This is a genomic window from Alteromonas sp. R7 (assembly GCF_055755235.1).
The window spans coordinates 26,069-51,799 of record NZ_JBVTQX010000013.1; the positions used below are offsets into that span (position 1 = coordinate 26,069).

Here is a 25,731-nt window from a genome sequence, read left to right on the forward strand (position 1 = left end):
TAAGTCGCAGAAAAGCAGCCCGACTAAACGGGATTAACGTGGGCAAATTAGACTAATTGATAAGGTGAGTTTTATTGCTAAAGCGTTAGGGCTTGCGCAGCTTACTTAAAATACTGATCAAGTTACTTACATTAAATACCGTTCCAAAAATACTGCCCACGGAAATGGCATATAACAGCCCCAAAGTTTCAGCAACAAGAAAAACCTTTCTAATAGTGTGCGTATTGCGGATAACCAAAGATCCCACTGTAAAAATAAGTGAAGACGCATAGGCAATGAAGATTATCCAGCTGTGCTCTAGCACAAACCACTCATAAGCGAGGAAGCCTAGATTCACCGCAACAAAGAAAAATAAAATGGCATTGCTTCTATGTTTAATGGCAATAAAGTTACGAACGCTGGCAAGCAGTGTTCCAATGCCTGCGGCCATGGCATCTAGCATAAAAAAATGCATGCTAAGTGCACTTAAGGCAAACGCAGAAATAAGCAAATACTTGTCTACGTTAGTTTGGCGATACCCAATAAAATTTAAAACAACGGCTATTGCGCCAAAGCCTTCTGCAACTATGTTCATTAATATAAGCTCATTAAAATTTAAGGTAGAAAGGCTGACAAAGGGCTTTGTATTCACTGGTATATTCGCCCTTTTGATCCCTAATTATCAGCTCATTTTTGATTGCATTTTTCGCTATTAAGCTCGGCCATTCCCGATGTGCAGTAACGTTTTTAAGATTATCACTTGCGCCCTCCATTACTTTTTTAAAGTGGAACGCGCAAAGATAAGGCGATTTGTTAGATGTATGCTTTACATAAAGAATATCTGCCAGCGATAGGCCATAACCTTCAGCCGTTTCGATAACCGAGGCTTCCATCGACGCTGGGTACACACAGTACATTTGCCCTTGTTCTATTAACAACTTGCTGCTTGCACTAAAAAGTTCATCTGGGCCCAATGCAGACGTTTGCCTTGCCACGGAGCGAGATTGGCTTTGCTTGCTGTACGCATTTGAAAGTGTAGCTGGCGTGTTAAAGTAAGGTGGATTAGAAATCACTAGGTCATACAAGTGGGGGGAGGTGTAGCCAGTTACATCACAGCAGTAAATAAACAGCTGTTTGGCCCATTTTGCATTTTTAAAGTTGGTAGCGGCCTGCGCTGCGGCTTGCTCATCTATTTCTATCGCGTCAATTCTGGCTGCGCCATTATCGAACGAGCTGATGTCAATTGAACTGCTTTGAACATTCTGCTCTTCACCGTTCGGATTGCAAAAGTGCGCTGCTTTTTGGGCCATCATCAACGCTAAAATGCCACTGCCGGTGCCGATATCCAAGATGCGTGGGGCATGGCTGAGGTTTGCGCGAAACTGTGCCCAACTTCCTAAAATCAGACTGTCGGTATTCACTTTCATCGCGCATTTGTCCTGTGCTACGGTGAATTGTTTACAGCGGAACATAAGGAAGTCGTATTACCTAGTGCGTTAAAAGGCGCGCATTCTATATCAAGTCGGGTTGTGCTTCACGTTAAGGTTGTGACATTTACTGTGAGCGCTTATTTCCAGCGCTGCAGCGACATCATATTTCTGGCAACGTCAACGGCATGAACGGGTCGGTATTTCTTTAACGGGCCTTTCATTATGCTTTGCCATATGGGCGCCGTTTTCTGCGCTATATCTTCTAGCGTCCGCGACTCGTCGCGATTGCCTAACAATAACGAAGGGCGTACGGCAGAGGCATGGGGTAACTGAGGCATTCGCATAATCGCGTTTTCTAGCTCGCCTTTTACTCGTAAATAAAAGTTACTGCTTTTAGCATCAGCGCCTACCGATGATATCCATACAAAACTGTCCGCGCGCTGAGCTCGGGTCAGCTGTGCTGCAACATGAACATATTCAAAATCAACGCGGCGAAACGCTTGTTTCGATCCCGCCTTTTTAAGCGTGGTGCCCAGACAACAGTACACATGATTTACGCTAAAGTAGCCTTGATAGTCCTGTAGATTGTCGAAGTCGATAACCACGGGCTTTAGGCGATTGTGAGGGTCGTTAAACATACTGGAGGAGAGCGGTTTTCTGACTAAGCAGGTTACCTCATTGTACCGTCTATCCTGTAACAGCATATTTACAAGCGTTCGTCCCACTAAACCTGTCGCTCCTAGCACCATTGCGGATTTCATATGTCGCACCTTGTATCATAAATTGATATAACTACAATCAAACCTTCGACAGTCAAATATGCAGATAAAAATGAAAAAAGCCCTTTTAATTGGAGCCGCTATGCTCTCTACTGCTTTAAACGCTGAAACGCTCACTATTGAGCGTATTTTCTCTTCTCCTTCACTCGATGGCAACGCACCCCGTTCGTTAAAAGTATCACCTGACGGTCAACGGGTAACATTTCTTAAAGGTAAGCAAACCGACTACGAGCGCCTAGATCTATGGGAATACCATATTGAAAGTGGCCAAACTCGCATGCTTTTCGACTCAAACGACCTACAAAGCGGCGAAGAAGTGCTTTCTGATGAAGAGAAAGCGCGACGCGAGCGTATGCGTTTATCTGGCAGCGGTATTGTAAGCTACCAGTGGTCGGACGATGGTAAAGCATTACTTTTCCCATTAGGTGGCGATGTGTTTTATCACAAGCTGGGCGAAAAAGGGGCGAAGCAACTTTTAGATACTGACGCTTTTGAAACTGATATTAAATTATCACCAAAAGGTAACTACATTTCCTTCATTCGCGACCAGAACCTTTATGTAAAACACATTGAATCGGGTAAAGAAACGGCAATTACCAAAGAAGGTGGCGACAACATTAAATTTGGTATGGCCGAATTTGTGGCGCAAGAAGAAATGGGCCGTATGACCGGATACTGGTGGTCGCCAGATGAGACTAAAATTGCTTTTACCAAAGTTGATGAAAGCCCGGTAGATGTGATCACGCGTTCTGAAATCTATGCTGACGACATCAAGCTTATCGAACAAAAATACCCGAAAGCGGGCACGCCAAACGTCTTGGTGGAACTTGCTATTCAAGACATCAACTCTGGCGATCGCACTTGGGTAGATTTAGGTGAAGATAAAGACATTTATTTTGCTCGCGGTAAGTGGATGCCAAACAACACCACCTTCACATACCAATGGCAGACACGGGATCAGCAAACGTTAGAGCTGCGAGCGTTCGACCTTAACAGCAAAAAAGAAAACGTGCTGCTTACAGAATCAAGCAACACGTGGGTAAACCTGCACAACGACCTTTACTTCCTAAAAGACAAAGGCCAATTTATTTGGGCGTCTGAGCGCGACGGTTTTAAACACCTTTACCTATTCGACAACAGCGGCAAGCTGGTTAAGCAATTAACCAAAGGTGATTGGGTTGTAGACAGTGTTGAAGCTATTGATACAGCGAACAACCGTTTGTACTTCTCTGGCCGCAAAGACACTCCACTAGAAAGCCATGTTTACAGCGTGCCTTTAGATGGCGGCGAGATTTCACGTATCACTGAACTAGGCGCGTATCACAGCGCGGCATTTAGCAAAGATGCCTCTATCTTTATTGACCGTTTCTCAACGATTAACTCTCCTGCACAAGTTAGCCTAAATAGCGCCACCGGCGAGCGAATTACCTGGCTTGAAGAAAATAAAGTTGAAGAAGGCCACCCTCTGCACGCTTACATGGATAGCTGGACGGCACCTGAGTTTGGTGACATCACCACAAAAGATGGCGCAACTCTTAAGTATCGAATTTACACGCCTGACACTGCCAAGCAAAACCCTAAACAGAAGCACCCTGTTATTGTTTACCTTTACGGCGGCCCGCACGCACAAGTGGTAACAAACAGCTGGGCGGGTAACCGTGGCTTGCTTTTCCAACACTGGGTTGACCAAGGTTATGTGGTATTTACGCTAGATAACCGTGGTTCTAACTATCGCGGTAAAGGCTTTGAAGATCCTATTTATAAAAAAATGGGCTTTATTGAAGTGGACGATCAGGTTGCAGGCGTAGAGTTCTTGCGTACGCTTGACTACGTTGACGCTGAGCGTATTGGTGTTCATGGCCACAGCTATGGCGGCTACATGACGCTGATGACCATGTTCAAAGCGGGCGATTACTTTGCAGCGGGCGTGTCAGGTGCTCCGGTAACTGACTGGCGCTTATACGATACCCACTACACTGAACGATACATGGGCAACCCAAATACAGATGATGATGCTTACACTGCGTCTTCAGTATTCCCTTACGCAAAAGATCTGAAGGGTGACCTTTTGATTTACCACGGCATGGCAGATGACAACGTGTTGTTTACCCACTCGACCATGCTATACAAGCATCTTCAAGACTTGGCAATTCCATTTGAAACTATGGATTACCCGGGCAAGAAGCACAGCATCCGTGGTAAGCAAACGGGCATTCATTTATACAAAACTATTACTAACTTCTTTAACCGTAACTTGAAAGACTAATACGGTTAGAGCCTGGGGCCTGTTGATCTCTACTGTACATCCAAGCTCGACAAGCCCTAGAAAGAAGTAAAAAGCAAAAAGCGATGCTTATGAAGGCATCGCTTTTTTGTTTGGTCAGTTTAATTAACGCTTATTTTGTACATGTTTGCGTTGTAGCGCTTTGTGCACTTGCAGGGTGATTAGACTTTCTTCACTTGCTACTTCAAAGCATCAATCAAATATGACAAATGCAGAAACTAGCTAAACATCTGGGTTGCTAGGTTTTGCTGTACCGCCTGAGCAGACGATGCACTTAGTTCAATCTCAATAGGATCGGCTTTGCCCGACAGCCAAATTTTAAGCTCGGCGTCAGTATCAAAATGCCCTGCCGTCTCAACGATAAACTGCGTAATAGATTTATAAGGTATTGAATGATAGTTCACTTTGCGCCCGGTAAGGCCTTGCTTATCAATAAGGATTAGGCGCTTGTTTGTGAATACACTTAAATCGCGCACTAGCTTAAACGCAGAGGTAACGGTTTCGTTAACAGCAAGTATAGGCGTAAGCTCTTCTTGAACATCTGAAGCGCTAGTCTCGCTTGCATTACCCATGATGGTATCAAATAAACCCATGACATTTCCTTTTAGGCAGAGGCAAGTTTAACTCGCCATTGAACTCTATGCGCCAGTGGCTTGGGTTTATCCAAAGCAAAGCCTTGACCGAAATCTACTTTAAGCTCTCGTAAAACTTCGGCGGTCGCATTATCGACCACAAACTCTGCCACGGTCTGTTTACCCATACTGTGCGCGATATTATTTATCGCAGTTACTGTAGCATGATCGATAGGATCGTGAACGATATTTCGCACAAAGGAGCCGTCGATCTTAACGTAATCAACATCTAGGTTTTTCAGGTAGGTGAACGAGGACATACCAGCACCAAAGTCGTCTAAGGCAAAGCTACACCCCAAATCGCGTAGTGTAGAAATGAAATGTTTAGCAGCGCTTAAGTTAGTTACCGCTGTTGTTTCTGTAATCTCAAAACAAATTTTCTCAGCAGGTACAGAAGTACTTTGCATACGCTTGGCAATCTTATGCAGCGCCATTTCATCACCCAATGTAATACCCGATAAATTAATCGCGACTTTGCCCACGTTATCGATGTGAGCGGGGTTACGTTCAAGGGTTTTAAGGGTGTTATCTACCACCCACATATCCACTTTGTTCATTAAACCGTGACGTTCTGCCAACGGGATGAAAAGCCCCGGGCTTATAAGACCACTGTCTTTTGCATTTAGACGAAGCAAAATCTCGTAATGCTGAAGTTGGGCGGCCTTTTCTTGGTTGGGCACGTTAAGCGGCATGATAGCTTGGCTATACAACTCAAACCCGTCGTTTTGTAATGCGTGATGCAAGGCATGTAACACCTGGTTTTCACTGTCATCAATGGCCATTTGCGAGTCATTATCATGAAACACAAAGTAACGGTTTCGACCCAAGTGTTTGGCTTTGTAACACGCGTTGTCAGCAGCTTTAATTAACGCTTCTGCACTTTGTGTACTCTCGTTTATTTCAATAACGCCAATGCTTGCCCCTACAAAGAACAACTTGTCGTCATAAACAAAACGATAATTTGAAATCGCCAATAAAAGCTTGTCTAGGCGCTTGGTCACCTCATCCAAACTTTGATTGCGAAATATAATGCAGAACTCGTCTCCCCCTATTCGGGCAAGCAGATCTTGCCCATTCACGTATTGCCTAAATATGGTGGAGATTTCTTTTAGTAGCTTATCGCCGGCTGGATGACCACAGCTGTCGTTTACTAACTTGAATCGATCCATATCGATAAAGCACATCACGCTTTGCTTGTGGTAAGCGCGAGGCGAATTGATACTCGCCACTTTTTCAAAATCAACGTGGTTTAAAGTCTTGCTCTCGCCCTGCTGACCAGCCGCTTTATGCGTTTCATCAAGGATCGCTCGCAGTTTCTCATCAAATGCATAGCGATTAAACAGCCCGGTTAACTGGTCATGGTTAGCTTGAAAATACACTTCTTCCTGCAGCGCCAGCTCTTTCGTCACATCGCGAGCTATGCCTTCAACGGCAACCAGTAATCCTTGCTCGTCGACAATGGGCGTGTCTGAAAATTCAATCGCTAACGGCTCGCCGACCTTGCCTTGATAATGCACAATATAAGGCTCGGGCTTTTCGCCACGGGCAATGGTTTGGCGTATCTCAAACGTCTCGTCAGGTACTTGGCGAACGTACTTCGACTCGTTCGCACAGAAGTCTTCTGCGCTAAACCCTAAAATCTTTTCAATACCCGCGCTCACATACATAAAGTTGTGCTCAACGGTCTTGGTGTAAACAAAATGGCGGTGCATACCGTCAACTAAGCGGCGATACTTTTCTTCGCTACGCTTTAAATCATGCTGGGCGCGAAAACGTTCCGTCACGTCCCTTACGGTCACCGCAATATTGTCACCAGCTTTTACCACCTGAACTTTTATCCATTGAGGCGCAATCTTATCACTATGAATGGCAAGGTGAGCTTCATAAGGCACGCCAAGTTCAGCAACGTTTTTGGCGTTTTTAAATTCATTGCTTAAGTCTAAATATCGCGTTTGCTCGGCTAAGCTCATGGACCGCAATACATCACATGCACCGCGAAATAGATAGCGACTGTATGAGTTTGCTTCTACTAGAGAAAAGTCGTCATCTGTTGGCTGATAAATAAGAAGCGCATCAAGGGAGGCTTCGCTAGCGGTGAGGTAACGCTGCTGACTCAAAGACAAATTAACCGCGCCTTTAAGCTGCTTGTGCAGCACATAGCTAACTAGCGCTGACATCAACAGTCCAATCATAATAATTAACAAGCCTGCGTTATATGGGCTTAGCTGAGACTGCATGGAAAGGTAAAAATCGCGTTCTAAAAAACTGAACGGCAAAAGCGACACAATGGTGCCATCGTTGACTAACTCACCGCTTTGAAAAAGCGTTGCACTGTCGGCGTTAAGCTGAAAGTTAAACTGTGGGCCTACTAACTCGCCTAACATCACGGTTAATATGGTTTGTACGTCGAACCCCGCCACCAGAAATCCGTGCTCAGGCTCTTGAGGGCTTATGGCCCTGCCCACAATGATAAAGTGATGTTGAGCAGCATCTGAATACAAAAGCGTGCTTTCCAAATCCTCGGACAAACGCGATATGTTTAAGCCCAACGCATCCATAGGATGGCCAATGAGGCTGTTGTCTATACGGGTTTTGATACCGGAAGATGGTGTTGCCACCCACGCTATCTCACCGCTCGCATCGACAAATACCAACGATGAAAAGCCTCGCTGCATGCCCATCAATGACAGGGCTTGCGCATTAAACCAGTCTACTTGGTTTGGCTCAAAGGTGGGCCAGTTTCGCATCAGGTTGTGCAGCGCTTGAATACGTTCGCTTGAGAAAACTTCAAGACTAATTTTTACCTGCTCGGCAACCGACTGCGCCTTAGAAATACGTGCTGCGCGTTCATCGTTTTGAATAAAAACACCAGCAGAAACAAATAAAAAGGTGAGAAAAAGAAACAAAACCGTAGGTAAGGCGTAAATACGATGGTTGTGTTTGCTTAACATGTGCCTGTCTCCGGTAACTAGCGCCGGTATACTAAAGTAGAATTATTAAATAAATATGAATTGTCTTATGTGGTATAGGCTCTGGCGTTATCTAATAGTATCTGGCACTGTAAGGCTTCCGATTTTCTTTTAGTGCGTAAAGGCCCTTGTCGGCGCTACCCCATAAAAAAACCAAAATGAAAAGAGCGTTACTTAATGAGTATTTCCCCAAATTTCGAAGATATAAAACAAGCCTATGAACGAATAAAAGGCGACGTAAAGAAAACGCCAATTGTTGAATCTTCGTTGCTCAACAAATGGATGGGCAACCGCATTCTGTTTAAAGCGGAGTGCTTACAGACCATTGGGGCATTCAAAATTCGCGGCGCCATGAATTTTTTAGCCCGCTTGAAAGAGGAAGGTCGGTTACCGAAGCATGTGGTTGCCAATAGTTCTGGAAATCATGCACAAGCGGTAGCTTATGCAGCAGCTCACTTTGGTATTAAGGCCACTATTTTCGCGAGCGAGACCATTTCGCCGATTAAAGCTGCTGCTACGCAAAGCTATGGTGCTGAATTAAAACTATTTCCTACCCGTCCAGAAGCAGACGCTGCTGTCGAGCAAGCCTCAAAAGCACCAGACACGGTCTGGATACCGCCGTTTAACCACAAAGATATTGTGGCAGGACAAGGCACGGCAACGTTAGAAGCGCTTAACGAAATTGGTGAGGTGGATGCTGTCTTTGCGCCCTGCGGAGGCGGAGGGTTATTGTCGGGCTCATTACTGGCAACTCGCGCACTACAGCCAAATGCATTGGTTATTGGCGCTGAGCCCGCCGAAGCGAATGATGCCTCTATGTCGTTGCAAGCTGGTGAGATCATTGCTTTAGACTATGCTCCAAATACCTTAGCAGACGGTGCAGCCACACCTTCTGTTGGCGATGTAACGTTTCCTATACTTCAAGAAATAGATGATTTCTACGAAGTAGATGAGCTGCAAATTGCTTATTGGACCCAATGGCTACATCATTTACTAAAGCTTCATATTGAGCCCACGTGCGCGATGACCATGGCTGCAGTAGCGGCTTGGGCTGCCAACACTCCACCTGGGCAAACCGCTCTTGTTATATTGAGTGGTGGCAACATTAGCCAGTCGAGTATGGCTAAAATTTGGGAAAGAGATTTTTTGCTGCAGCCTCCCATTCTTGACCTTGATGACGAAGACGAATTTGAAGACACCGAGAGTGTCGAGGCATAGCGTTGCGTTAGTGCGTAGCTATTGAAACTTGAGCAGCTCGGTATAAAAACTAAAAAAACAAAGAATAAAACAGAAATAAAAAAGGCAGAAACTCACTATGAACTCTACATTGTCGGCACTGACATTTAAAAAGCACTCGCTTTCAAAATTGCTAACCGCAACGTTTGCAACAGCGGCAACGTTAGGCGCTATGACCACCACGCTTACGGTGGATGCTGCAACGCTTGTTGAGAACGTAAAAGGCTATACGTTAAATGAAAGTGGCAAACTCATTACGTTTAAAAACCTTGTCATTGATGAAGGCAAAGTGGTTGCATTAGATATCGACAAAGGCAACACGCCTGTCGACAGCACCATTGATGGCAAAGGCAAAGTTATGCTACCCGGGCTTATCGACGCTCACGGGCATTTACTAGGCTTAGGCGCAAACTTGTTGGAAGTCGATTTGCGAGAAAGTAGCAGTGCACAAGACGCGGCCAAGACAGTTGCCGAATACGCATTTGCAAATGGACAACAAGCTTGGATTACCGGGCGGGGCTGGAACCAGGAATTGTGGTCTGACAGAGCGTTTCCAACAGCGGCTGATCTAGATAAAGTCATTTCTGACCGACCTGTGGCACTAGCTCGCGTAGACAGCCACGCTACCTGGGTGAACAGTAAAGCGATGGAAATTGCGGGTATAACTAAAAACACCCCATCGCCTGCAGGGGGCGAAATCATTAAAGACGCCGACGGTAATCCTACCGGTGTTTTTATTGATAATGCATCGCAATTGATTGAAGCGCATCTGCCCAAAGCTAGCAGCGCTATTTTCGAGCAACAATTACATGCAGCAGGTGAGCACTTACTAGCAAATGGCGTTACGTCAATGCACGATGCTGGCGTAGGCAGAGACGTTTACGATTTCTATTTAAAAGAAGCGGTAGAAGGTGACCTGCCCGTGCGTATTTATGCCATGGTGAGTGCGACAGACCCTGACCTCAGCACCATGCTGGGCAATGGTACTATTCGCGACAAAGACGACTTTTTATATATTCGTTCGGTAAAAGCCTATGGCGATGGCGCACTTGGTAGCCGAGGCGCAGCATTGCTTGAACCTTATTCAGATGCACCGCATCAACATGGTTTGCTGTTAACTCAACCAGAAGATATGACCCAACTGTTTACTACGGTAATTGGTGCGGGCTTCCAGCTTAACTACCATGCCATTGGTGATAAGGCTAACCATGTTGCACTGAACGAATTTGAAACCACGTTTAAGAGTATTGGCGGCAGCGAACTGCGCAACCGCATTGAGCATGCACAGGTGATTGCGCCTGACGACCTAGCCCGCTTTGCTTCGCTGAAGGTGTTACCTTCCATGCAGCCTACTCACGCCACCAGCGATAAGAACATGGCGGAAGATCGCCTTGGCAAAGATCGTATGAAAGGCGCTTACGCGTGGAAAACGCTACTCGATTCGGGCATTGCCCTGCCCTTAGGCTCTGATTTCCCTGTTGAGCTTGCTAACCCATTTTACGGGCTTCACGCTGCTGTTACGCGACAAGACAGAAACAATCAACCCGTAAAAGGTTGGTATGCCCACGAAGCGTTAACCATTGAACAAGCCTTTAAAGGATTTACTTTAGATGCTGCCTACGCAGGGCACATGGAAGATACCTTGGGCACACTGACGCCAGGAAAATGGGCAGACTTTATCTTCGTCGACCAAGATATTTTTACCATTGATGCCAAAGACATTTGGAAAACCGAAGTACACGCAACTTATGTGGCTGGAGAAGAAGTTTTTTCTAAATGAGTAGCGAAAACAAAAGCCTGTTAACCAAAGGGATTGGCGGCATTGGCGCTGCCCTTTTGGTGTTAAATGGCCTTATTGGGGCGGGCATTTTTGCTCTGCCCGCTAAAATGGCCGCTGAGCTCGGCGCTTTCAGCCCTTACATCTTTTTGATTTTTGGCGCGCTAATGCTGGCCATTGTGTGGTGTTTTGGGCAGCTAGCGGCGCTGTACCAAGAAACCGGCGGACCTGTGGTGTACGCCCAGAAAGGCTTCGGCGACGCAGCGGCGTTTCAAACTGGCTTTATTTACTATTTAGCTCGCGCAACCGCGATTGCAGCCAACATGCACGTGTTATTGCTATACGCCGGCTATGTGTGGCCCGAACTAAATGCGGGAATAGGCAAATCATTCGCTATTATCGCGCTTACCACAGCACTAATCGTAGTGAATATTGTCGGCCTTAAGGCCGCCATGCGTTCACTTGATACTATCTCGGTGCTAAAACTGCTGCCTTTCGTGGCGCTCATCGCGATTGGCTACTGGCAGCTCGATTTTTCTACTGCGCTAGTACGTTCTTCGGAAACCGTTGTACCTGCATTTGACACCATTTCTGCCGGTGCCCTACTTACGCTTTACGCTTTTATTGGTTTTGAAACGGTAGTGGTCACGAGCGGCGAGACCAGTTCACCCAAAAAGACCATACCTCGGGCTTTAATGCTTACAGTTTCAGGTATCGCCATATTTTACTTTTGCGTGCAGTGGCTTTATTGGCACACTGTAGGGCCTGCAAAGCCGGATAGCGCACCACTTATTGCACTCGCCAATATGATATTTGGCGAAACTGGGGCGCTTATAATGACGCTAACCGCCGTGGTGTCGGTTGCCGGTAACTTGTTAGCGAATATGATATCTACGTCTCGGCTAACGTTCTCTATGGCGCAGCAGTCACTTATTCCAGGTAAGCTAGGCAGCGTCCTGGGTAGAGTCCACACCGCCTTTGCTACCCCCTATTTTTCCATACTAGTACTAGGGCTATTCGCCGGTGCTATGGCGCTTAGCGGCAGCTTTGTGTGGTTAGCTATTTCCAGTGTACTTGCTCGGCTTGTGGTTTATGCCGTATGTGTAGCAGTATTAATAAAAGCGCAGCGGGCGTCTTTGCAGAGGGCTTCCTTACAGAGCGCTTCGTCACAAAGCAGCTTGCAGCCGATTACGTCTGAGAAAGGTGCTTATCCTGAGGATGCAACAGCCACACCCGCAAGCTCTGTAAAGCTGATAAGACGTTTGATACCCTTTGTCGCACTAGCGGTTTGCGCATGGTCTATTGCACAGTCGTCAACCAACGCGTGGCTATTTTTACTGGGTGAATTAGTGGTTGGCGCACTGCTTTATTTTTTTTATTTCGCTCCAAGCAACAAAGAATCAAAAGGTTAAACCGTGGAAATTCAAGTTATACCCGTTACGCCCTTTGCCCAAAACTGTTCATTAATTTGGGATTCATCCACTAACAAAGGCGCGTTTGTCGACCCAGGCGGCGACGTTGAAAAGTTGATTGAAGCTGCATCGAATAAAGGCGTGAGTATAGAGAAAATTATACTCACTCATGGGCACTTAGATCATGTGGGCGGCACTGTCGCCATTGCTGAACATTACGGTGTACCTATTGTTGGGCCGCATATTGGCGATAAATTCTGGCTAGATGCACTTATGCAGCAAAGCCAGATGTTTGGCTTTCCACCCGCCCAGCCTTTTGCTCCCAACGAGTGGTTAAACGACAACGATACCATTTCAGTGGGCAATTTAACGCTAGAAGTGCTGCATTGCCCGGGTCATACACCTGGACATGTGGTGCTGGTAGAACGCTCAAGTAATCGCGTTATTGTGGGTGATGTCATTTTCGCAGGCTCTATTGGCAGAACTGATTTCCCACAAGGTAATCATCAGCAATTAATCGACTCGATTAAACAGAAAATTATGGTGCTGCCGGATAATATGACGATTTACCCGGGTCATGGGCCAACCACTACGGTTGCAACCGAAAAGGCCACGAATCCTTATGTGTCTGGCAGGTTCGGTTAGCCTAATTAAAAATAAAAAGGCGAGGTACGTTTAATTGCTATTAACGCCCTCGCCTTCCTGTTAATTAACGCCCGCTACATACAAGCATGAAGCGATAATTAACAGACCTTACAAACAATGCTTATTCGTAAGCGCCGCTTGCATAATGCAACTCATAGCTGTGGCTATAAATTTCAAGGATGTTGCCAAACGGGTCTTCCATGTAAATCATGCGGTAAGGCTTTTCACCCGGATAGTAATAACGCGGCGCCTTCATTCGCTTTTTACCACCAGCAGCGACAATCTTCTCAGCCAAGCCTTCTACATCTGGGTCTTGAACACAGAAATGGAAGATACCGGTTTTCCAATATTCAAAGTTGTTTTCTGGGTTCTCTTGGTTGCTGAACTCAAAAATTTCAACGCCGACACGATCCCCTGTTGATAGATGCGCAATGCGGAATTTTCCCCAACCTGGACCAAATACATCGGTACACATTTCGCCAATCGCCGAGTCATCTTCAACAATCTCGGTTGGCTTCATGATGAGGTACCAGCCAAGTACTTCGGTATAAAATTTCACGGCAGCTTCTAAGTCAGGTACTGAAATTCCAATATGAGAAAACGTACGTGGATATGGTGTTTTTACTGCTTCAGTCATCACTTACTCCTATTTAGTGCAAGTTATCGAAATGGCTTAAGCGGCCGCCTCGTCAAGAAGGCCAACTCGAACACCGCTTAAGTGAATGTGCATACATAGTAGCTAGACAAAGATGAAACATGAAATTATGATATTTTCTAAATTTAATAAATTTAAATTATACCCGAATGATAAATCCTACTTGGCTAGACACCTTCATCACGTTAGTAGAAACGGGGAACTTTACGCGCACCGCAGAGCAACGGTTTATGACGCAGCCGGGCGTAAGTCAGCACCTTAAGAAACTGGAAGAGGCATGTCAGTGTGAACTAGTCATCCGTTTAGGCAAGGGGATTCAGCTAACTGAACAGGGCCAGCGTGTGTACCACTATGCCAAGGAGCAGCAGGAAAAAGAGCAAGATTTTATTGCCAGCTTAAAGTTTGACGCCCCTTTTGAAGGTAAGTGCGTAGTAGCCTGCTCGGGTGCGATTGCTCAGCGTATTTACCCAGCCTTACTGGCACTGCAAAAACAGCATAGCGCGCTTAATATTCACGTGGAAGTCGCACCTCGTCGTACTATTTTGTCAGGCATTGCGAACAATACACTGGAGCTTGGCATTGTGACAAACCAGCCAGAGAGTGAAGATATACATAGTGAGTATTTAGGCGAAGAAGCATTGGGGCTTATTCTACCGCGAAGCCTACCTGACGCGCTTGCTGCGCAGGTTCCTGGGTTATCTGAAAACGCGCAGGGTTTTATTTCGGGTTCGGGTTCGGGTTCGGGTTCGGGTTCGGGTTCGGGTTCGGGTTCGGGTTCGGGTTCGGGTTCGGGTTCGGTAGCAAAGGTAGCAAGCGTATCTGGAAAAGCAAAGAGTAAAACTGATGATGGTAGAACAATAGAAGCCGTCATCAAGCATCTAGGGCTTATTAATCACCCTGATGCCATGCACTACTTGCAGCGCTATTTTAACGATTGCGGAGAAGCTGAGTTAGCTAACGTTAATCCAAATAAGCTGACTCATACCGGCTACATCAACCAACTTTCGCAAATTCTACTGCCGGTAAGCGAAGGGTTGGGTTACACCGTGCTGCCCACCAGCACACTAGACTTTGTGTCTTTTGCCGACAAACTTACCGTCTACAAAGCCAAAAATGAAGTAACCGAGCCCCTATACAGTGTTCAAACACCCCACAGCGCCCTACCCGCCCGCTACCAAGCAGTTAAACAAACCATCACCCAAGCATTGGGTTAAAAATGGGGTCAGAGTACTTTATTAAGCTAGCGAACCTGAGTATTGGGGTCAGAGTACATTATTACGCTTAGTTACCAACTAAGCGCCGGGCTTTTTGATAGCGAGGCTATTAAAGTTACTCTGACCCCATAGTTCGAGTTATGGGGTCAGAGTACATTATTACGCTGGGTTACTAACTCAGCGCCGAGCTTTTTGAGAGCGGGGCAATTAAAGTTACTCTGACCCCATAATTCGTGATTAGTCGTGAAGCGATGGATCTGGTGCAACCATTTCAGCTTCTTTTTTGTGTTCAGGGACATCCACTTTACCCGAGGCTATGACTTCGCCTTCCTGCCATAGCTTCCACTCACCCCGTTCGTAGATATCCCACTGTTCATCGTTTGTTAGCGGTTCAGTAGCAATAATGCTCACTACATCTTTTGGCGTGGTTTCAGCTGCAAAATCAATTTCCACCTCTACATCACTTAAACAAGCGGGGCCGAAAGGCGCTCTGCGGGTAATGCTAGCTAACTTTGTACTACAGAAGGTAAAGAGCCAGTCGCCGTTACTCAGTAAGCAATTAAATACACCTTGCTGAGCATACTCCTTTGCAAGTGAAACTAACGTTTCAGCTAACTGCTCAGGCATAGCGTCTCGAGGGAGGTTTTGCCTAACGTTATTCATAATATCGCAGAAAAGCTCTTCGCTATCGGTATCCCCAACTGCTTCGTAAACACCCGTACGGCGCGAGAAATTAGGGAGTTGTCCGTTGTGCGCAAACACCCAGTATCGCCCCCACAGTTCGCGAGTAAAGGGGTGCGTGTTAGCTAAGTTAATGTTACCCACATTAGCCTGACGAATATGGCAAATCGCATTCTTGCTTTTTATGGGCAACTTCGAAACAAAGTCTGCGATGGGTGATGTGGCGCAAGGCTCGGGATCGTGAAACATACGCACACCCTTCCCTTCATAAAAAGCAACGCCCCAGCCGTCTTTATGCGGCCCTGTTTCACCACCGCGGCGAGTCAGCCCGGTAAAACTAAAACATAGGTCAGTAGGAGTGTTCGCACTCATGCCTAAAAGTTCACACACAACGTTTGTCACCTATAGCAGTTATTTCATTAAGTATGTCGAGAATACGCAAGCACTCGAGCCGAATCAATTCGACATTGGTCCGTAATAAAGGAGAGGCAACAGACTTTACAACTCATTCACCTTTTTAAAGCCAATGACCTTCATACCACTTTATTTTAATTGAATTGCGTAAAAACGTCCGTTTTATGTTTATCTCCCCTTTCATTTGCGATAAATAATAATGATAATCAATTACGAACAAACTATTCTTTCATATATATGATGCGCTACCACTCTTTCTCGATTTATTCGCACTTCGTCATTGTTATGTGTTCGGTGTTATTACCTTACACTTCTTTTGCTAACGAGGTTTCGCCTTCAACTCATATCGCTAATACTGGGAACTACGAGGTAAATCAAACCTTTAAGCATTTATTAAACGAACACCAAATCGTGGCAATTGGTGATATACACGGCTCCGCGGCACCGACCGAGCTCTTAATCAACGCTCTGTCTGATCGTGATATCTTTGAGAGTGTCGACGTTATTGTGACTGAGTTTGGTAATAGCCATTACCAAGCTGAGTTGGATGATTATCTGCTTAACCCCAATACAAAGGTTTCACTGCAAGAGTTAGAGCCTTTGTGGCAGGACAGTATTTATTTTATGGCGTGGCAATGTAAGCATTACCGCCATTTTGTGCAGACACTTAGATTACTCAATGCATCGTCAAACCATAAAGTTCGCATAGCTCTAGCCGAACCAGAGTTTAAATGGGAAGGATTGAGCAAAGAGCAATGGCAGTCTCTCACCGAAACACGCATTGTGAACTATGAGAAAACTGTGAAGCAGGTAGCTGAACAAAACGATAAAGCGATTCTTCTGTTTGGCGCAATGCATACATTAAAGCAGCCGGTGTCGTTAAAGCGCGGGGAAGTAATCAATGAGTTTGTGCCCTTTACTTCTAAGCTTAAGGACCTAAATATTGCGACAGTATGGACCCACTTTTCCACATCGACAATACCTGATATTTCTACTCCTACGCTTGTTTTGCTTAACGAAAAGAGTGAATTGAACTCCCCTTTATCCAGCGTTTCAGCACGATTTGCAGACGGCACGAATCAAAAGCTTTCAGACGTTGCTGACGCATACTATTACCCAGGCCCTTTGGACCGACATGCGCCAGTGCCTTCACATATTAAACGAGACAGCCAGTGGCACCACGAGATGAGTCGACGCGCCGCAATAGTTGACGAACGAGTCTCAGCACAAATCGCTAAGCAATTAGCTGAATGGCAAGCCGAAACCGACTAGCAATACGAAATTATGGGGTCAGAGTACTTTTTTAGTAATGTACTCTGACCCCATTTATTCGGCGTGTTGTTGGGGCTGACAAATCCCATGTAATGCTGACGGGTCGTCGACACTGAGATAAAGTGTGTCCATCGGCTCAATAAAAGTCGCTAAACCAGAGTAATACTTTTGTTCTGAAACAAAAGTAAGTTTAACGTTTGCGTTGCCTCTACCGAAATGGAACTGTTCTTTTGTTGAAGCAGCCGTCCAACTGCCTGTTTCTACTTGTTTAATATTGGAAAGTGGAATAACAGTCATTCCCCACCACGAATTATTCACCATAAGCTTATCTTTTATAAGGTAAACAGAGTAATGCTTGCTGACTCTGTAGTTAGCAATAAACATCACTATGAGGTAAAAAACCAAGGTTGCCACCACAATGGCAACCGTTTCACTCCAAAGTGCTATGGCGAGATAACTTGCATACGTCGCAACTACAAGCGCTACGCAAACCAGTGACACATGCCACCACTGTGCGGACCATAAATGCAGATTGGCTATGGCGGGAACATGGTTTCTACTAAAACGAGGAATGGCGTAGTACCAACTGGCGGGCTCATGAGCAAACATAAGTGCCAACTCTAACTTCTTTGCTTCTTTTGACCCTTTTTCATAAATGTTATCGCCTTCATATTGTTCCAGCATATGAATTCGCGGATCGCCAGAGAGCTTTCGAGCTCCCCACAACGCTTTAACTATCGTTACCAGAAGGAGAATTTCTATCACCATCAATACGGCAATAATCGGATATTTAAGATAGGTAATGAATTCAAAGTAATAGGCTAACTGCTCTGGATAGTTATAGCGTGCGACCAAACTACTTAAAGAAAGAACTAACAATAATTTCCACAGAGCCTGATTGCCAATTTGAATGATCCAGAAATAGTAAAGTACAGGCAAAAAGACAAAATATGCCAACGTAACAAGCAAGGTATTTCGCCAATGTGCGCTAGCCCAAATACTTTCAAAGGAGAAGGTTATTTCAGGAAGGGTTTCAGGTAAAAATAATGTGCCCACATAAAAGCAGGCAGCAGCAACTATTAGAAAAGCTATCCGGTATTTAACGGGTTTGCGCATAATTCATCCCTGATGCGTTAAACAAGCTGGCTGAATGCCGAACCAGCGTTACACCTACCATACTGAAAATGCGCTGAAACCAAAAGCGTAAATCGTAAAACTAATGGGGTCAGAGTACGTTACTTAGAAATGTATTCCGACCCCATTAATTTAATGTACTCTGACCCCATTTTTTAAGCGGCTTTCACTTTGGGAGAGTCTTCGTGCTCAGTAGCGCTGCTTTGAGTATCGCTTTTTGTGTTGCGTGACTCGTCGGTAGTTTGGCTATCGCGTACGTTCTTCTGCACCGTAATAGCGGCAAAGAGGCTTAGAGTGAAGGCCATGCCGAAGAAGCCTTTTTCACTTAATAAAAACTCAGCATTTAATAAGCCAATTACCAACAATATGATGGCTGATGCAGTAGCTACAGCTGATGCAAGGAAGTATGCTTTGGTCGCTGGCACACCTTCCATTTTATCGCGTACCGTTTTTTGTAAGCTCACTACAGAAAACAAGCCAAATAACATAATAGTGAAGTAATAACCTTTTTCATTAAGCGCCATTGGGGCATTGTAAAGGCCGATAAAATAAGCGCCTACACCCACAATTAGGGCTGCCAGTGATGCTATTCGAAATGCTTTCGTTGGTTTATTCTGAATCTGCATTGTTAAATTCCTCGATAATAGTTGTCTCACCGTTGCTCGCAAAAATAACTGCCTTTTCCGATAAATCGTATTTCTGCATGTAACGAGCAAGGCTTCCAAATGTAGTTGTTTCCACCTTACGACCGTGATCGGACAGCGTCACGCCGTCGCTGAACATACTCGCCAAGCCAAGTTTGGCGCGGCTCATGTTTACTTTTTGCGGCGTAAAATATGCCTTTGCATTAGCTTTTAGCTGGGCTATATCTGTGGTGGAGTACACCGCAGCATTCAGCACATCTAGGGTGTACTCGGTACAGTTTTGTCGTTCACTGTTGAATGGGTTAGCAACGACTGAATAGCGTGGGTTATGCAACAATTTTGCTCTATCTTCGCTGTACATACTTATAAGCGCTTGCTGCACGGCAACCGATGGGATAATGAGGCCTGCTTCGAGCGCATAAGCACTCCAGAAAAAATCTACCGGATAATCGGTAACTAGATGACTCTCGTCTTGTTCATCAGCATCTTGATACAAATTATGGATTGCATAACCTTTGGCTGTCTCTCCATTATTTAGCTGTATGCTTGAGTAGATAGCAATAGCAGTGTGCGTAAAGCGAATGCCCTCCGGCATGTCTTCAATCGGTCTGCCTCGCCTTGCAATAATGAAGGCACGAGCTCCTTGGCTTGCCGCATACTTTTCTACTTCTTTAGAAAAAATGGCAATGGCTTCTGGTGAAAACGAAGGTTTTCCGTGCTGCTGACTACCTGCCAAAGCGTGATTAGCGTTGGCAGTAAGTAGTACCAAAGCCACAGCTATTGAATACAAAAATGTTTTCATACTCTTCCCTGCTTAAATTCTCTCGACTTGCACTGAATAAGAGCCACCTAAAGCGCTCGCTATTTATTATGAAGCGCTAGATGCACAACGCTTCGCTGTAGCAGTGTTTTACCAAACTATAGCCACTTTTATAGCGTCCAATCGCGCTTCAAAGTTCGAGCAATTAATTAACCGTTAGCGTTTAGTTGTGGTAGTAGTTGTCGTAGTCGTTGTTGTGTTAGTGGTCGCAACGACTTTGTTTGGCGCAGGGTCTGCAGTAATGATTATTTCGGTAATCACTAACGGCTGGTTATTATCAACGGAGAAATGATGACTAGCTCCGTGAATACTGCGGCTACTCTCGTCAATCACACTTTCAGCAACTGCGCTACCTGCCACTACAGCACTGCCGGTTAGTATCACCGGAACAGCGACTACGGCACTCGCTACTGACGCCGTCGTTGCTAAGCCTTCAGATGCAGCAAGCGCGCTATGTTTACTGGCTTTGCCACTGTGGTCGATAGAGTCATCTGCCATTACAGAATGGGTAAGAAGCGCACTACCTAATAGTGCAGTTAACATCAATGTTGAACGCGAATTTTTCATATCACTTGCTCCTAGTATGTAAAGGCGAGATGTGCCTGAACATGTTCTACACTAGAACCAAGAATAAATTTCGTAAACCACAATCGCTGATGTAGTATTAAATTACACCACAAGTATAAATATTTAATACCATGAGCCAAATTAACCTTGTTTACGACACGCTTAAACAATGTTTACGAGAGCAGCGATTTACCTACAAACAGATCGCACAGAAACTGAACGTAAGCGAGGCCAGCGTAAAACGAAATTTCTCTTTACAGGCTTTCAGCCTCGATAAACTGGAACAGATTTGTGAATGTCTAAATTTGTCATTAAGCGACCTTTTTAGCCTGTCGCAAAAGCAGCAGGAAAAAATTTCCCAGCTATCTGAGCAACAAGAAATGGAGTTACTTGCCAATCCCAAGCTACTGCTTGCAGCCGTATGTGTGCGTGATGGCTGGCGATTCTCGGAAATCATCAAGCACTACAATATTTCTGAGGTAGAGGGCATTAAGCTAATGACAACCTTAGATAAACTCAAGCTTATAGAGCTATTGCCGAACAACCGCTACAAGCTACTCATTGCGCAAAACTTTCGCTGGATCCCTGGCGGCCCGCTAGAAAAATTTATGGAGCAGGAAGTAATGGTGAAGTTTATGGATCCAAAGAAAAACGAGCCATGGATGTTTCGTTTCTATTTACGCGGCCGCTATTCTCAGACCTCGATTTCCATTATTCAGCGCCGTCTTGAACAACTGCGACAAGAAGCAGCTAAACTCAGCAGCGAAGATAATGCCCTACCAATTGAAGAACGCCAGCACATTGGCCTTTTAATGGCGATGCGGCCTTGGGAACCCTCGCTTTTTGAAAATATGAAGCGAAAATAACCCTGTCGAAGTATATTTGGGGGGGCAGAGTACATTTCGTAGAAAAGTACTCCGACCCCATTAGTCTACTACACAGAAAATTACTCTGACCCCGTTAGTTTACTGCTCAGAAAAGTACTCTGACCCCATTATTGGGAGGCGCTTTTTGCCTGCATGGTGACGGGTGCTCTGTTGGAGAGCAGCAGATAAACCATGCTGGCGATGATTAACCCTACAAACCATGCGTAGGCGTAAAGCGTATCGAAAACGGCTGGCACGCTTTCTAGAAAACCAGCTGCGTGAAGAAAACCGGGGATATTGGGTAAAATGCCTATAACAAGCGCAGTCACACCCGCCATGTTCCAACCGTTGTTCGCGCCATATTCGCCAGCGTGTTGAAATAGCGCATCTATGTTTAAGGTCGATTTTCTTAAGATAAAATAGTCGGCAATTAGAATACCCGCGATAGGGCCAAGTAGCGCAGAATATCCCGTAAGCCACGTAAATAAGTAGCCACCCGCGGTTTCAAGAAGCTTCCAAGGGAAGATAGCGACGCCGATACCAGCGGTTATATAGCCGCCCATTTTGAAGCTTATTTTCGAAGGCGCCATATTCGAAAAGCCATAAGCTGGGGCTACCATGTTAGCGGCTAAATTTGTGGTTAACGTGGCAAGTGCTAACGCAGCAAGTGCCAGCACTACACCCATGCCGCCCATTCGACCGGCAAGTGCAACAGGGTCCCATATGGCCTCACCATAAATGGTGACCGTTGCTGACGTTACCGCTACACCGATAAAGGCAAATAGCGCCATGGGTAATGGCAAGCCAATAGCTTGGCCTAACATTTGGTCTTTTTGTGATTTTGCAAAACGCGTGAAATCGGGAATGTTCAAAGCCATGGTTGCCCAGAAGCCTACCATGGAGGTTAAGCCCGCGAAGAAGGCTGTCCAAAACTGCCCTTCTTTGGCTCCACCTTCAACAAACTGAGACGGCGTTGACAACATTTCGCCAAACCCACCAGCATTAACGTATGCCCAACCAAGAAGCGCTAAGCCCATTAAGATCAAAAATGGTGCAGCAAAAGTTTCAAGCCAACGAATAGATTCGGTGCCGTGCTTAATAAAAACTAAGTGCATCGCCCAAAAGGCAAAAAAGCACAGAGTTTGAGTGATATCGATACCTAAAAACGGTAACGCTTGCCCCACAAATGCGTCGCCGCTGACGCTGTTTAAAATAACGTAAATAGCACTGCCGCCTACCCATGTGTTAATTCCAAACCACCCGCATGCCACAAGTCCACGAGCCAATGCAGGAATTTTCGCGCCTTTAGTGCCAAATGCGCTACGTAACAAAACAGGAAAAGGTAAGCCGTATTTGGCACCCGCATGGCCTATTAACATCATGGGTACGAGCACGATAATGTTTCCCAACAGCACGGTTATTACTGCCTGGTACCAGTTCATACCTTCAGAAACCAAACCTGCTGACAAAAGATAGGTGGGTACACACACCACCATGGCAACCCACAATGCCGCATAGTCTTTCCATACCCACGTTCTAGTTTCCGCGTTGGTTGGCGCTAAATCTTCATTCCATAAATCGCCATCGTAATGGGAAGGTTTTGTCATGGTTTGATTGTTGGTATTATCCACGATCTATTTCCTTATTGGGTTTGCTATTACTTGTTGCTTCTTTTTACACAGCGTCATGCTCGGCAAAGCGGTAGGTTAAAAAATGCATCAGCACTCTCAACGGCGAAACGATTAGATTAGAGGCTCGCTGCTAACCTTTATTGGAGCCTGCTGATCTTTGGTGAACAACAAAGGTCAACAGCCCCTAGCAAAAAAGAAAAGCAAAAATACTGCCGCTTCGCGCGCTTTGTTAACGCAAAACCTAAATACCGTTTTGCTACGTCGTTATTTAGGTTAGCTACGCACGTTTCTTTTTAGAAGTAGGTGATACGCTTTATATTGTTAAACAAAGCGCAACTACGCTAATTAGAAATTACGTCTTACCGTTACGCCATACGTCCTAGGCTTCGCATAGGAAATCTGGCTGGTTCCATAAAAACCAGTTACGTCAAAGCCAATCAATTCATGGTCTGAGTCAAACAGGTTATCTACATAAGCCGCTATTAGCCATTTGTCCTCAGCGTCTACCCAGGTTAAACGAGTATCAGCCGTGGCATAGCTATCAATTTCATGAGCGGTAAAATTCCGCGCATTGTGAAAGGTTTCCGACTGATAATTGGCTGACAGTTGGGCTGCCATATTGCCGTCGAAGGCGTCCCAGTTATAGCGAAGCATGGCAGACGCTTGATACTCTGGGGTGAATGGCGGCGTTGTATCAGCAAAGTACCCAGAAGCCACTTCTAAGTCTTCAACCACTGCATCGGTATATGAAAAGTTAACCATAACATCTAAGCTATCTGTCGGGGTTAAGAACACTTCTAATTCAACGCCGCTAAATGAGGCTTCTTCGTTTGACACCACCCCCGCATTATTCACCCACGAAAACGACTGGTAATCGCTGTAGTCATAATAAAAAACATTGGCATTAAAAACGCCGCTTCCCTGCATAAAACTGTGCTTTAAACCCGCTTCATACGCAGTAAGTTCTTCAGGTTCGTACAAGCTGAAACCTCCTTGAAGCGGGGCATTGAAACTCCCCGCTTTTACGCCCCGATTGATGCCTGCATAGTACAAACTATTACCCACACTGTATTCCAGCTGTAGCTTGGCCGACCACAGGTTTTGATCGTTAGAATCGACCAAAGTTTCTAAAGACGTCGTAGTGGTGTCAATTTCGATAACGCGGTCGTTAGTATTCTCGTTCTGATACACATTACCTACAAAGTCTTTGTCTTCACGGGTGTAACGTAACCCACCAACCAGAACAAGGTCGTCGGTCAAGCTATAGTCTATTTGCCCAAATACAGAATATGACTCGGTTTCAAGAGACACCAGGGTGTTATTTTCTTCACCGCCTAAGAAAAAGGTGGTGGGTGAACCCGCCAAGCCTTGGCTATAGTCCGTATCGATAGACAGATAATAAAGCCCCCCAACCCACTTTAAGTCTGCGGATTCACCTGAGAATCGAAATTCTTGGCTAAACTGCTCTATGGTGCTGTTAGATTGAAAAATAAGTTCGGGTGACGCGGTTTGGTCGGAGTCGAGGCCAACGGTACGTTTAAACTCTTTGAAATCAGACATGGCGAAGAAATCGAAGCTTTCAAATGCATAGTCTAATGTTGCCGCGAGGCCTTTTGACTTGATCTTGTTTTGATCGTCAAAGGCAAAGTCTTTATTTACTTTATTGCCCGACCCATCAGGGTCGAAGTTACCGTTGAAGTCGCCGCCTTGCACAGGACGGAAAGGATCGCCATTGAAGTTGCCGTCTACGCACACGCCCGCTTGAATAGTGTCACAGCCAAGCGGGTCGTCAGCAGCATAAATAACGTCAATCACATTGCCGTCGGCATCTTTTATCTCGGTGGTGTTCACCACCTGATACGGGCCTTCACTTTTGGTTGTATCTGACCAGTTACCGCTTAGTAGCAGCGAGCCTTCTTCGCCAATGTCAAACAGCAGCTGAGCACGAAACGCTTTAGTATCATCGTTGTACCCATTTTCCCCGCCTCCCACAGAGCCTAAACGGGTATCGGGTGCAGCACCGTCTTCATAAATATTCTCTAGTATCTCACCTTGCTGATTAGTAAACCCAGAAAAGCGGCCATAAATACCGTCTGCTAGTTCGCCTGATATGGCCCCTTCAAAGCGGTATTGCTCGAAACGTGCGGCAGTAAATTCCGCGTAGCCTTCTGTATCTGCAGTGGGCTTGGCGGTAACCGTATTAACCAGTCCGCCTGTGGCATTTCTTCCGAATAATGTTCCCTGTGGGCCTTTAAGAATTTCGATGCGAGCCACATCGAATAAACCAAAGGTTTGTGCTTGGGTACTGGCTAAATAGCCACCGTCAACGTATACCGCCACCGGCGCTTCCGCCAAGTCAGCGTAATCGTTTTGCACCACGCCTCGAATATTGAAAATAGCACGCTGACCACCGATATCACCGGCCAACGATACGCCGGGGGTAAACGCGATAAGCTCAGTACTGCTTTCAAGGCCAAGTGCCTCTAATTGTTCACCAGAAAACGCAGTAATAGCGATCCCTACATCGCTTATATTCTCGTTGCGCTTTTGCGCGGTAACTTCAATACTTTCCCAAACATTCTCTGCAGCAAAGGCCGCTGGCGTACTTAACGCCATAGCTACGGTTAACGCCAGCAGACGCTTGTGTGTGTTTAACGTATGCATGTTTTACTCTCGTTTATAGTTCTTTT

Annotated in this window: 21 protein-coding genes; 8 read left to right on the forward strand and 13 right to left on the reverse strand. The window is 45.6% G+C overall.

Annotated features, from left to right (window positions below; all coding sequences use genetic code 11):
* Positions 1-85 precede the first annotated feature (85 nt).
* From AC0J2X_RS17765 to AC0J2X_RS17775, 3 genes are all read right to left on the reverse strand, one after another.
* A complete protein-coding gene (locus tag AC0J2X_RS17765; RefSeq protein WP_049588721.1) occupies positions 86-574 on the reverse strand; it encodes a YgjV family protein in 489 nt (162 codons plus the stop codon).
* Between the two features lie 13 nt (positions 575-587).
* A complete protein-coding gene (locus tag AC0J2X_RS17770; protein WP_049588720.1) occupies positions 588-1,406 on the reverse strand; it encodes a tRNA1(Val) (adenine(37)-N6)-methyltransferase in 819 nt (272 codons plus the stop codon).
* Between the two features lie 140 nt (positions 1,407-1,546).
* Complete coding sequence (locus AC0J2X_RS17775) at positions 1,547-2,170, reverse strand: NAD(P)H-binding protein (RefSeq protein ID WP_014950755.1); 624 nt, start codon at positions 2,168-2,170, stop codon at positions 1,547-1,549.
* Positions 2,171-2,240: 70 nt separating this feature from the next.
* On the opposite strand from AC0J2X_RS17775, the gene AC0J2X_RS17780 reads away from it, so the two are divergent.
* The gene (locus tag AC0J2X_RS17780) at positions 2,241-4,454 is read left to right on the forward strand and encodes a S9 family peptidase (RefSeq protein ID WP_472996258.1); all 2,214 of its coding nucleotides are present in this window, start codon (positions 2,241-2,243) and stop codon (positions 4,452-4,454) included.
* A gap of 236 nt (positions 4,455-4,690) precedes the next feature.
* Here the strand turns inward: AC0J2X_RS17780 and AC0J2X_RS17785 are convergent, their stop codons facing one another.
* A complete protein-coding gene (locus tag AC0J2X_RS17785) occupies positions 4,691-5,065 on the reverse strand; it encodes a PH domain-containing protein (RefSeq protein ID WP_039216362.1) in 375 nt (124 codons plus the stop codon).
* 11 nt (positions 5,066-5,076) lie between these two features.
* Positions 5,077-8,055: a putative bifunctional diguanylate cyclase/phosphodiesterase gene (locus tag AC0J2X_RS17790; protein WP_239220166.1), complete on the reverse strand. Its 2,979-nt coding sequence runs from the start codon at positions 8,053-8,055 to the stop codon at positions 5,077-5,079.
* A 195-nt stretch (positions 8,056-8,250) separates the two neighbouring features.
* Here AC0J2X_RS17790 and AC0J2X_RS17795 point away from each other — a divergent pair, with 195 nt between their 5' ends.
* From AC0J2X_RS17795 to AC0J2X_RS17810, 4 genes are all read left to right on the forward strand, one after another.
* The gene (locus tag AC0J2X_RS17795) at positions 8,251-9,291 is read left to right on the forward strand and encodes a serine/threonine dehydratase (protein ID WP_075177906.1); all 1,041 of its coding nucleotides are present in this window, start codon (positions 8,251-8,253) and stop codon (positions 9,289-9,291) included.
* Positions 9,292-9,388: 97 nt separating this feature from the next.
* Positions 9,389-11,089, forward strand: coding sequence for an amidohydrolase (locus AC0J2X_RS17800; RefSeq protein ID WP_472996259.1), 1,701 nt, complete (start codon positions 9,389-9,391; stop codon positions 11,087-11,089).
* Entirely contained in the window at positions 11,086-12,498 is a 1,413-nt protein-coding gene (locus AC0J2X_RS17805; RefSeq protein ID WP_472996260.1) for an APC family permease, read from the forward strand. The genes AC0J2X_RS17800 and AC0J2X_RS17805 overlap by 4 nt, the downstream gene beginning before the upstream one ends.
* A gap of 3 nt (positions 12,499-12,501) precedes the next feature.
* Entirely contained in the window at positions 12,502-13,143 is a 642-nt protein-coding gene (locus AC0J2X_RS17810) for an MBL fold metallo-hydrolase (RefSeq protein ID WP_049588715.1), read from the forward strand.
* Positions 13,144-13,264: 121 nt separating this feature from the next.
* On the opposite strand, the gene AC0J2X_RS17815 is transcribed toward AC0J2X_RS17810, so the two are convergent.
* A complete protein-coding gene (locus AC0J2X_RS17815) occupies positions 13,265-13,780 on the reverse strand; it encodes a lactoylglutathione lyase family protein (RefSeq protein WP_014950763.1) in 516 nt (171 codons plus the stop codon).
* 167 nt (positions 13,781-13,947) lie between these two features.
* Here AC0J2X_RS17815 and AC0J2X_RS17820 point away from each other — a divergent pair, with 167 nt between their 5' ends.
* Positions 13,948-15,012 carry a LysR family transcriptional regulator gene (locus AC0J2X_RS17820; RefSeq protein ID WP_472996261.1) on the forward strand — a complete coding sequence of 355 codons (1,065 nt, stop codon included), beginning with the start codon at positions 13,948-13,950 and terminating at the stop codon, positions 15,010-15,012.
* 237 nt (positions 15,013-15,249) lie between these two features.
* On the opposite strand, the gene AC0J2X_RS17825 is transcribed toward AC0J2X_RS17820, so the two are convergent.
* Entirely contained in the window at positions 15,250-16,083 is an 834-nt protein-coding gene (locus AC0J2X_RS17825) for a class II glutamine amidotransferase (RefSeq protein WP_069944984.1), read from the reverse strand.
* Positions 16,084-16,518: 435 nt separating this feature from the next.
* Here AC0J2X_RS17825 and AC0J2X_RS17830 point away from each other — a divergent pair, with 435 nt between their 5' ends.
* The gene (locus tag AC0J2X_RS17830; protein WP_240491614.1) at positions 16,519-17,379 is read left to right on the forward strand and encodes a hypothetical protein; all 861 of its coding nucleotides are present in this window, start codon (positions 16,519-16,521) and stop codon (positions 17,377-17,379) included.
* A 54-nt stretch (positions 17,380-17,433) separates the two neighbouring features.
* Here AC0J2X_RS17830 and AC0J2X_RS17835 read toward each other — a convergent pair whose 3' ends face one another.
* From AC0J2X_RS17835 to AC0J2X_RS17850, 4 genes are all read right to left on the reverse strand, one after another.
* Positions 17,434-18,495 (reverse strand): hypothetical protein, encoded by a 1,062-nt coding sequence (locus AC0J2X_RS17835; RefSeq protein ID WP_069944986.1) that lies wholly within the window; start codon positions 18,493-18,495, stop codon positions 17,434-17,436.
* Between the two features lie 173 nt (positions 18,496-18,668).
* Positions 18,669-19,139, reverse strand: coding sequence for an inner membrane protein YiaA (gene yiaA, locus AC0J2X_RS17840; protein WP_069944987.1), 471 nt, complete (start codon positions 19,137-19,139; stop codon positions 18,669-18,671).
* Positions 19,123-19,959, reverse strand: coding sequence for a DUF2145 domain-containing protein (locus tag AC0J2X_RS17845; protein WP_069944988.1), 837 nt, complete (start codon positions 19,957-19,959; stop codon positions 19,123-19,125). The genes yiaA and AC0J2X_RS17845 overlap by 17 nt, the downstream gene beginning before the upstream one ends.
* A gap of 174 nt (positions 19,960-20,133) precedes the next feature.
* Positions 20,134-20,544 (reverse strand): hypothetical protein, encoded by a 411-nt coding sequence (locus tag AC0J2X_RS17850; protein WP_069944989.1) that lies wholly within the window; start codon positions 20,542-20,544, stop codon positions 20,134-20,136.
* 131 nt (positions 20,545-20,675) lie between these two features.
* Here AC0J2X_RS17850 and AC0J2X_RS17855 point away from each other — a divergent pair, with 131 nt between their 5' ends.
* Complete coding sequence (locus AC0J2X_RS17855; protein ID WP_039231251.1) at positions 20,676-21,410, forward strand: helix-turn-helix domain-containing protein; 735 nt, start codon at positions 20,676-20,678, stop codon at positions 21,408-21,410.
* Positions 21,411-21,538: 128 nt separating this feature from the next.
* Here the strand turns inward: AC0J2X_RS17855 and AC0J2X_RS17860 are convergent, their stop codons facing one another.
* Both AC0J2X_RS17860 and AC0J2X_RS17865 read right to left on the reverse strand, forming a co-directional pair.
* Complete coding sequence (locus AC0J2X_RS17860; RefSeq protein ID WP_039231252.1) at positions 21,539-23,041, reverse strand: NCS1 family nucleobase:cation symporter-1; 1,503 nt, start codon at positions 23,039-23,041, stop codon at positions 21,539-21,541.
* A gap of 345 nt (positions 23,042-23,386) precedes the next feature.
* Positions 23,387-25,705 carry a TonB-dependent receptor gene (locus tag AC0J2X_RS17865; protein WP_168534466.1) on the reverse strand — a complete coding sequence of 773 codons (2,319 nt, stop codon included), beginning with the start codon at positions 25,703-25,705 and terminating at the stop codon, positions 23,387-23,389.
* Positions 25,706-25,731 lie beyond the last annotated feature (26 nt).

Bases quoted from the DNA above. Each gene is read 5' to 3' on its own strand.
- AC0J2X_RS17865 (WP_168534466.1), bottom strand. From the start codon at position 25,705: ATGCATACGTTAAACACACACAAGCGTCTGCTGGCGTTAACCGTAGCT.
- AC0J2X_RS17820 (WP_472996261.1), top strand. From the start codon at position 13,948: ATGATAAATCCTACTTGGCTAGACACCTTCATCACGTTAGTAGAAACG.
- AC0J2X_RS17775 (WP_014950755.1), bottom strand. From the start codon at position 2,170: ATGAAATCCGCAATGGTGCTAGGAGCGACAGGTTTAGTGGGACGAACG.
- AC0J2X_RS17850 (WP_069944989.1), bottom strand. From the start codon at position 20,544: ATGAAAAATTCGCGTTCAACATTGATGTTAACTGCACTATTAGGTAGT.
- AC0J2X_RS17770 (WP_049588720.1), bottom strand. From the start codon at position 1,406: ATGAAAGTGAATACCGACAGTCTGATTTTAGGAAGTTGGGCACAGTTT.
- AC0J2X_RS17800 (WP_472996259.1), top strand. From the start codon at position 9,389: ATGAACTCTACATTGTCGGCACTGACATTTAAAAAGCACTCGCTTTCA.
- AC0J2X_RS17835 (WP_069944986.1), bottom strand. From the start codon at position 18,495: ATGCGCAAACCCGTTAAATACCGGATAGCTTTTCTAATAGTTGCTGCT.
- AC0J2X_RS17815 (WP_014950763.1), bottom strand. From the start codon at position 13,780: ATGACTGAAGCAGTAAAAACACCATATCCACGTACGTTTTCTCATATT.
- AC0J2X_RS17780 (WP_472996258.1), top strand. From the start codon at position 2,241: ATGAAAAAAGCCCTTTTAATTGGAGCCGCTATGCTCTCTACTGCTTTA.
- AC0J2X_RS17805 (WP_472996260.1), top strand. From the start codon at position 11,086: ATGAGTAGCGAAAACAAAAGCCTGTTAACCAAAGGGATTGGCGGCATT.
- AC0J2X_RS17795 (WP_075177906.1), top strand. From the start codon at position 8,251: ATGAGTATTTCCCCAAATTTCGAAGATATAAAACAAGCCTATGAACGA.
- AC0J2X_RS17790 (WP_239220166.1), bottom strand. From the start codon at position 8,055: ATGTTAAGCAAACACAACCATCGTATTTACGCCTTACCTACGGTTTTG.
- yiaA (WP_069944987.1), bottom strand. From the start codon at position 19,139: ATGCAGATTCAGAATAAACCAACGAAAGCATTTCGAATAGCATCACTG.
- AC0J2X_RS17765 (WP_049588721.1), bottom strand. From the start codon at position 574: ATGAACATAGTTGCAGAAGGCTTTGGCGCAATAGCCGTTGTTTTAAAT.
- AC0J2X_RS17845 (WP_069944988.1), bottom strand. From the start codon at position 19,959: ATGAAAACATTTTTGTATTCAATAGCTGTGGCTTTGGTACTACTTACT.
- AC0J2X_RS17785 (WP_039216362.1), bottom strand. From the start codon at position 5,065: ATGGGTTTATTTGATACCATCATGGGTAATGCAAGCGAGACTAGCGCT.
- AC0J2X_RS17855 (WP_039231251.1), top strand. From the start codon at position 20,676: ATGAGCCAAATTAACCTTGTTTACGACACGCTTAAACAATGTTTACGA.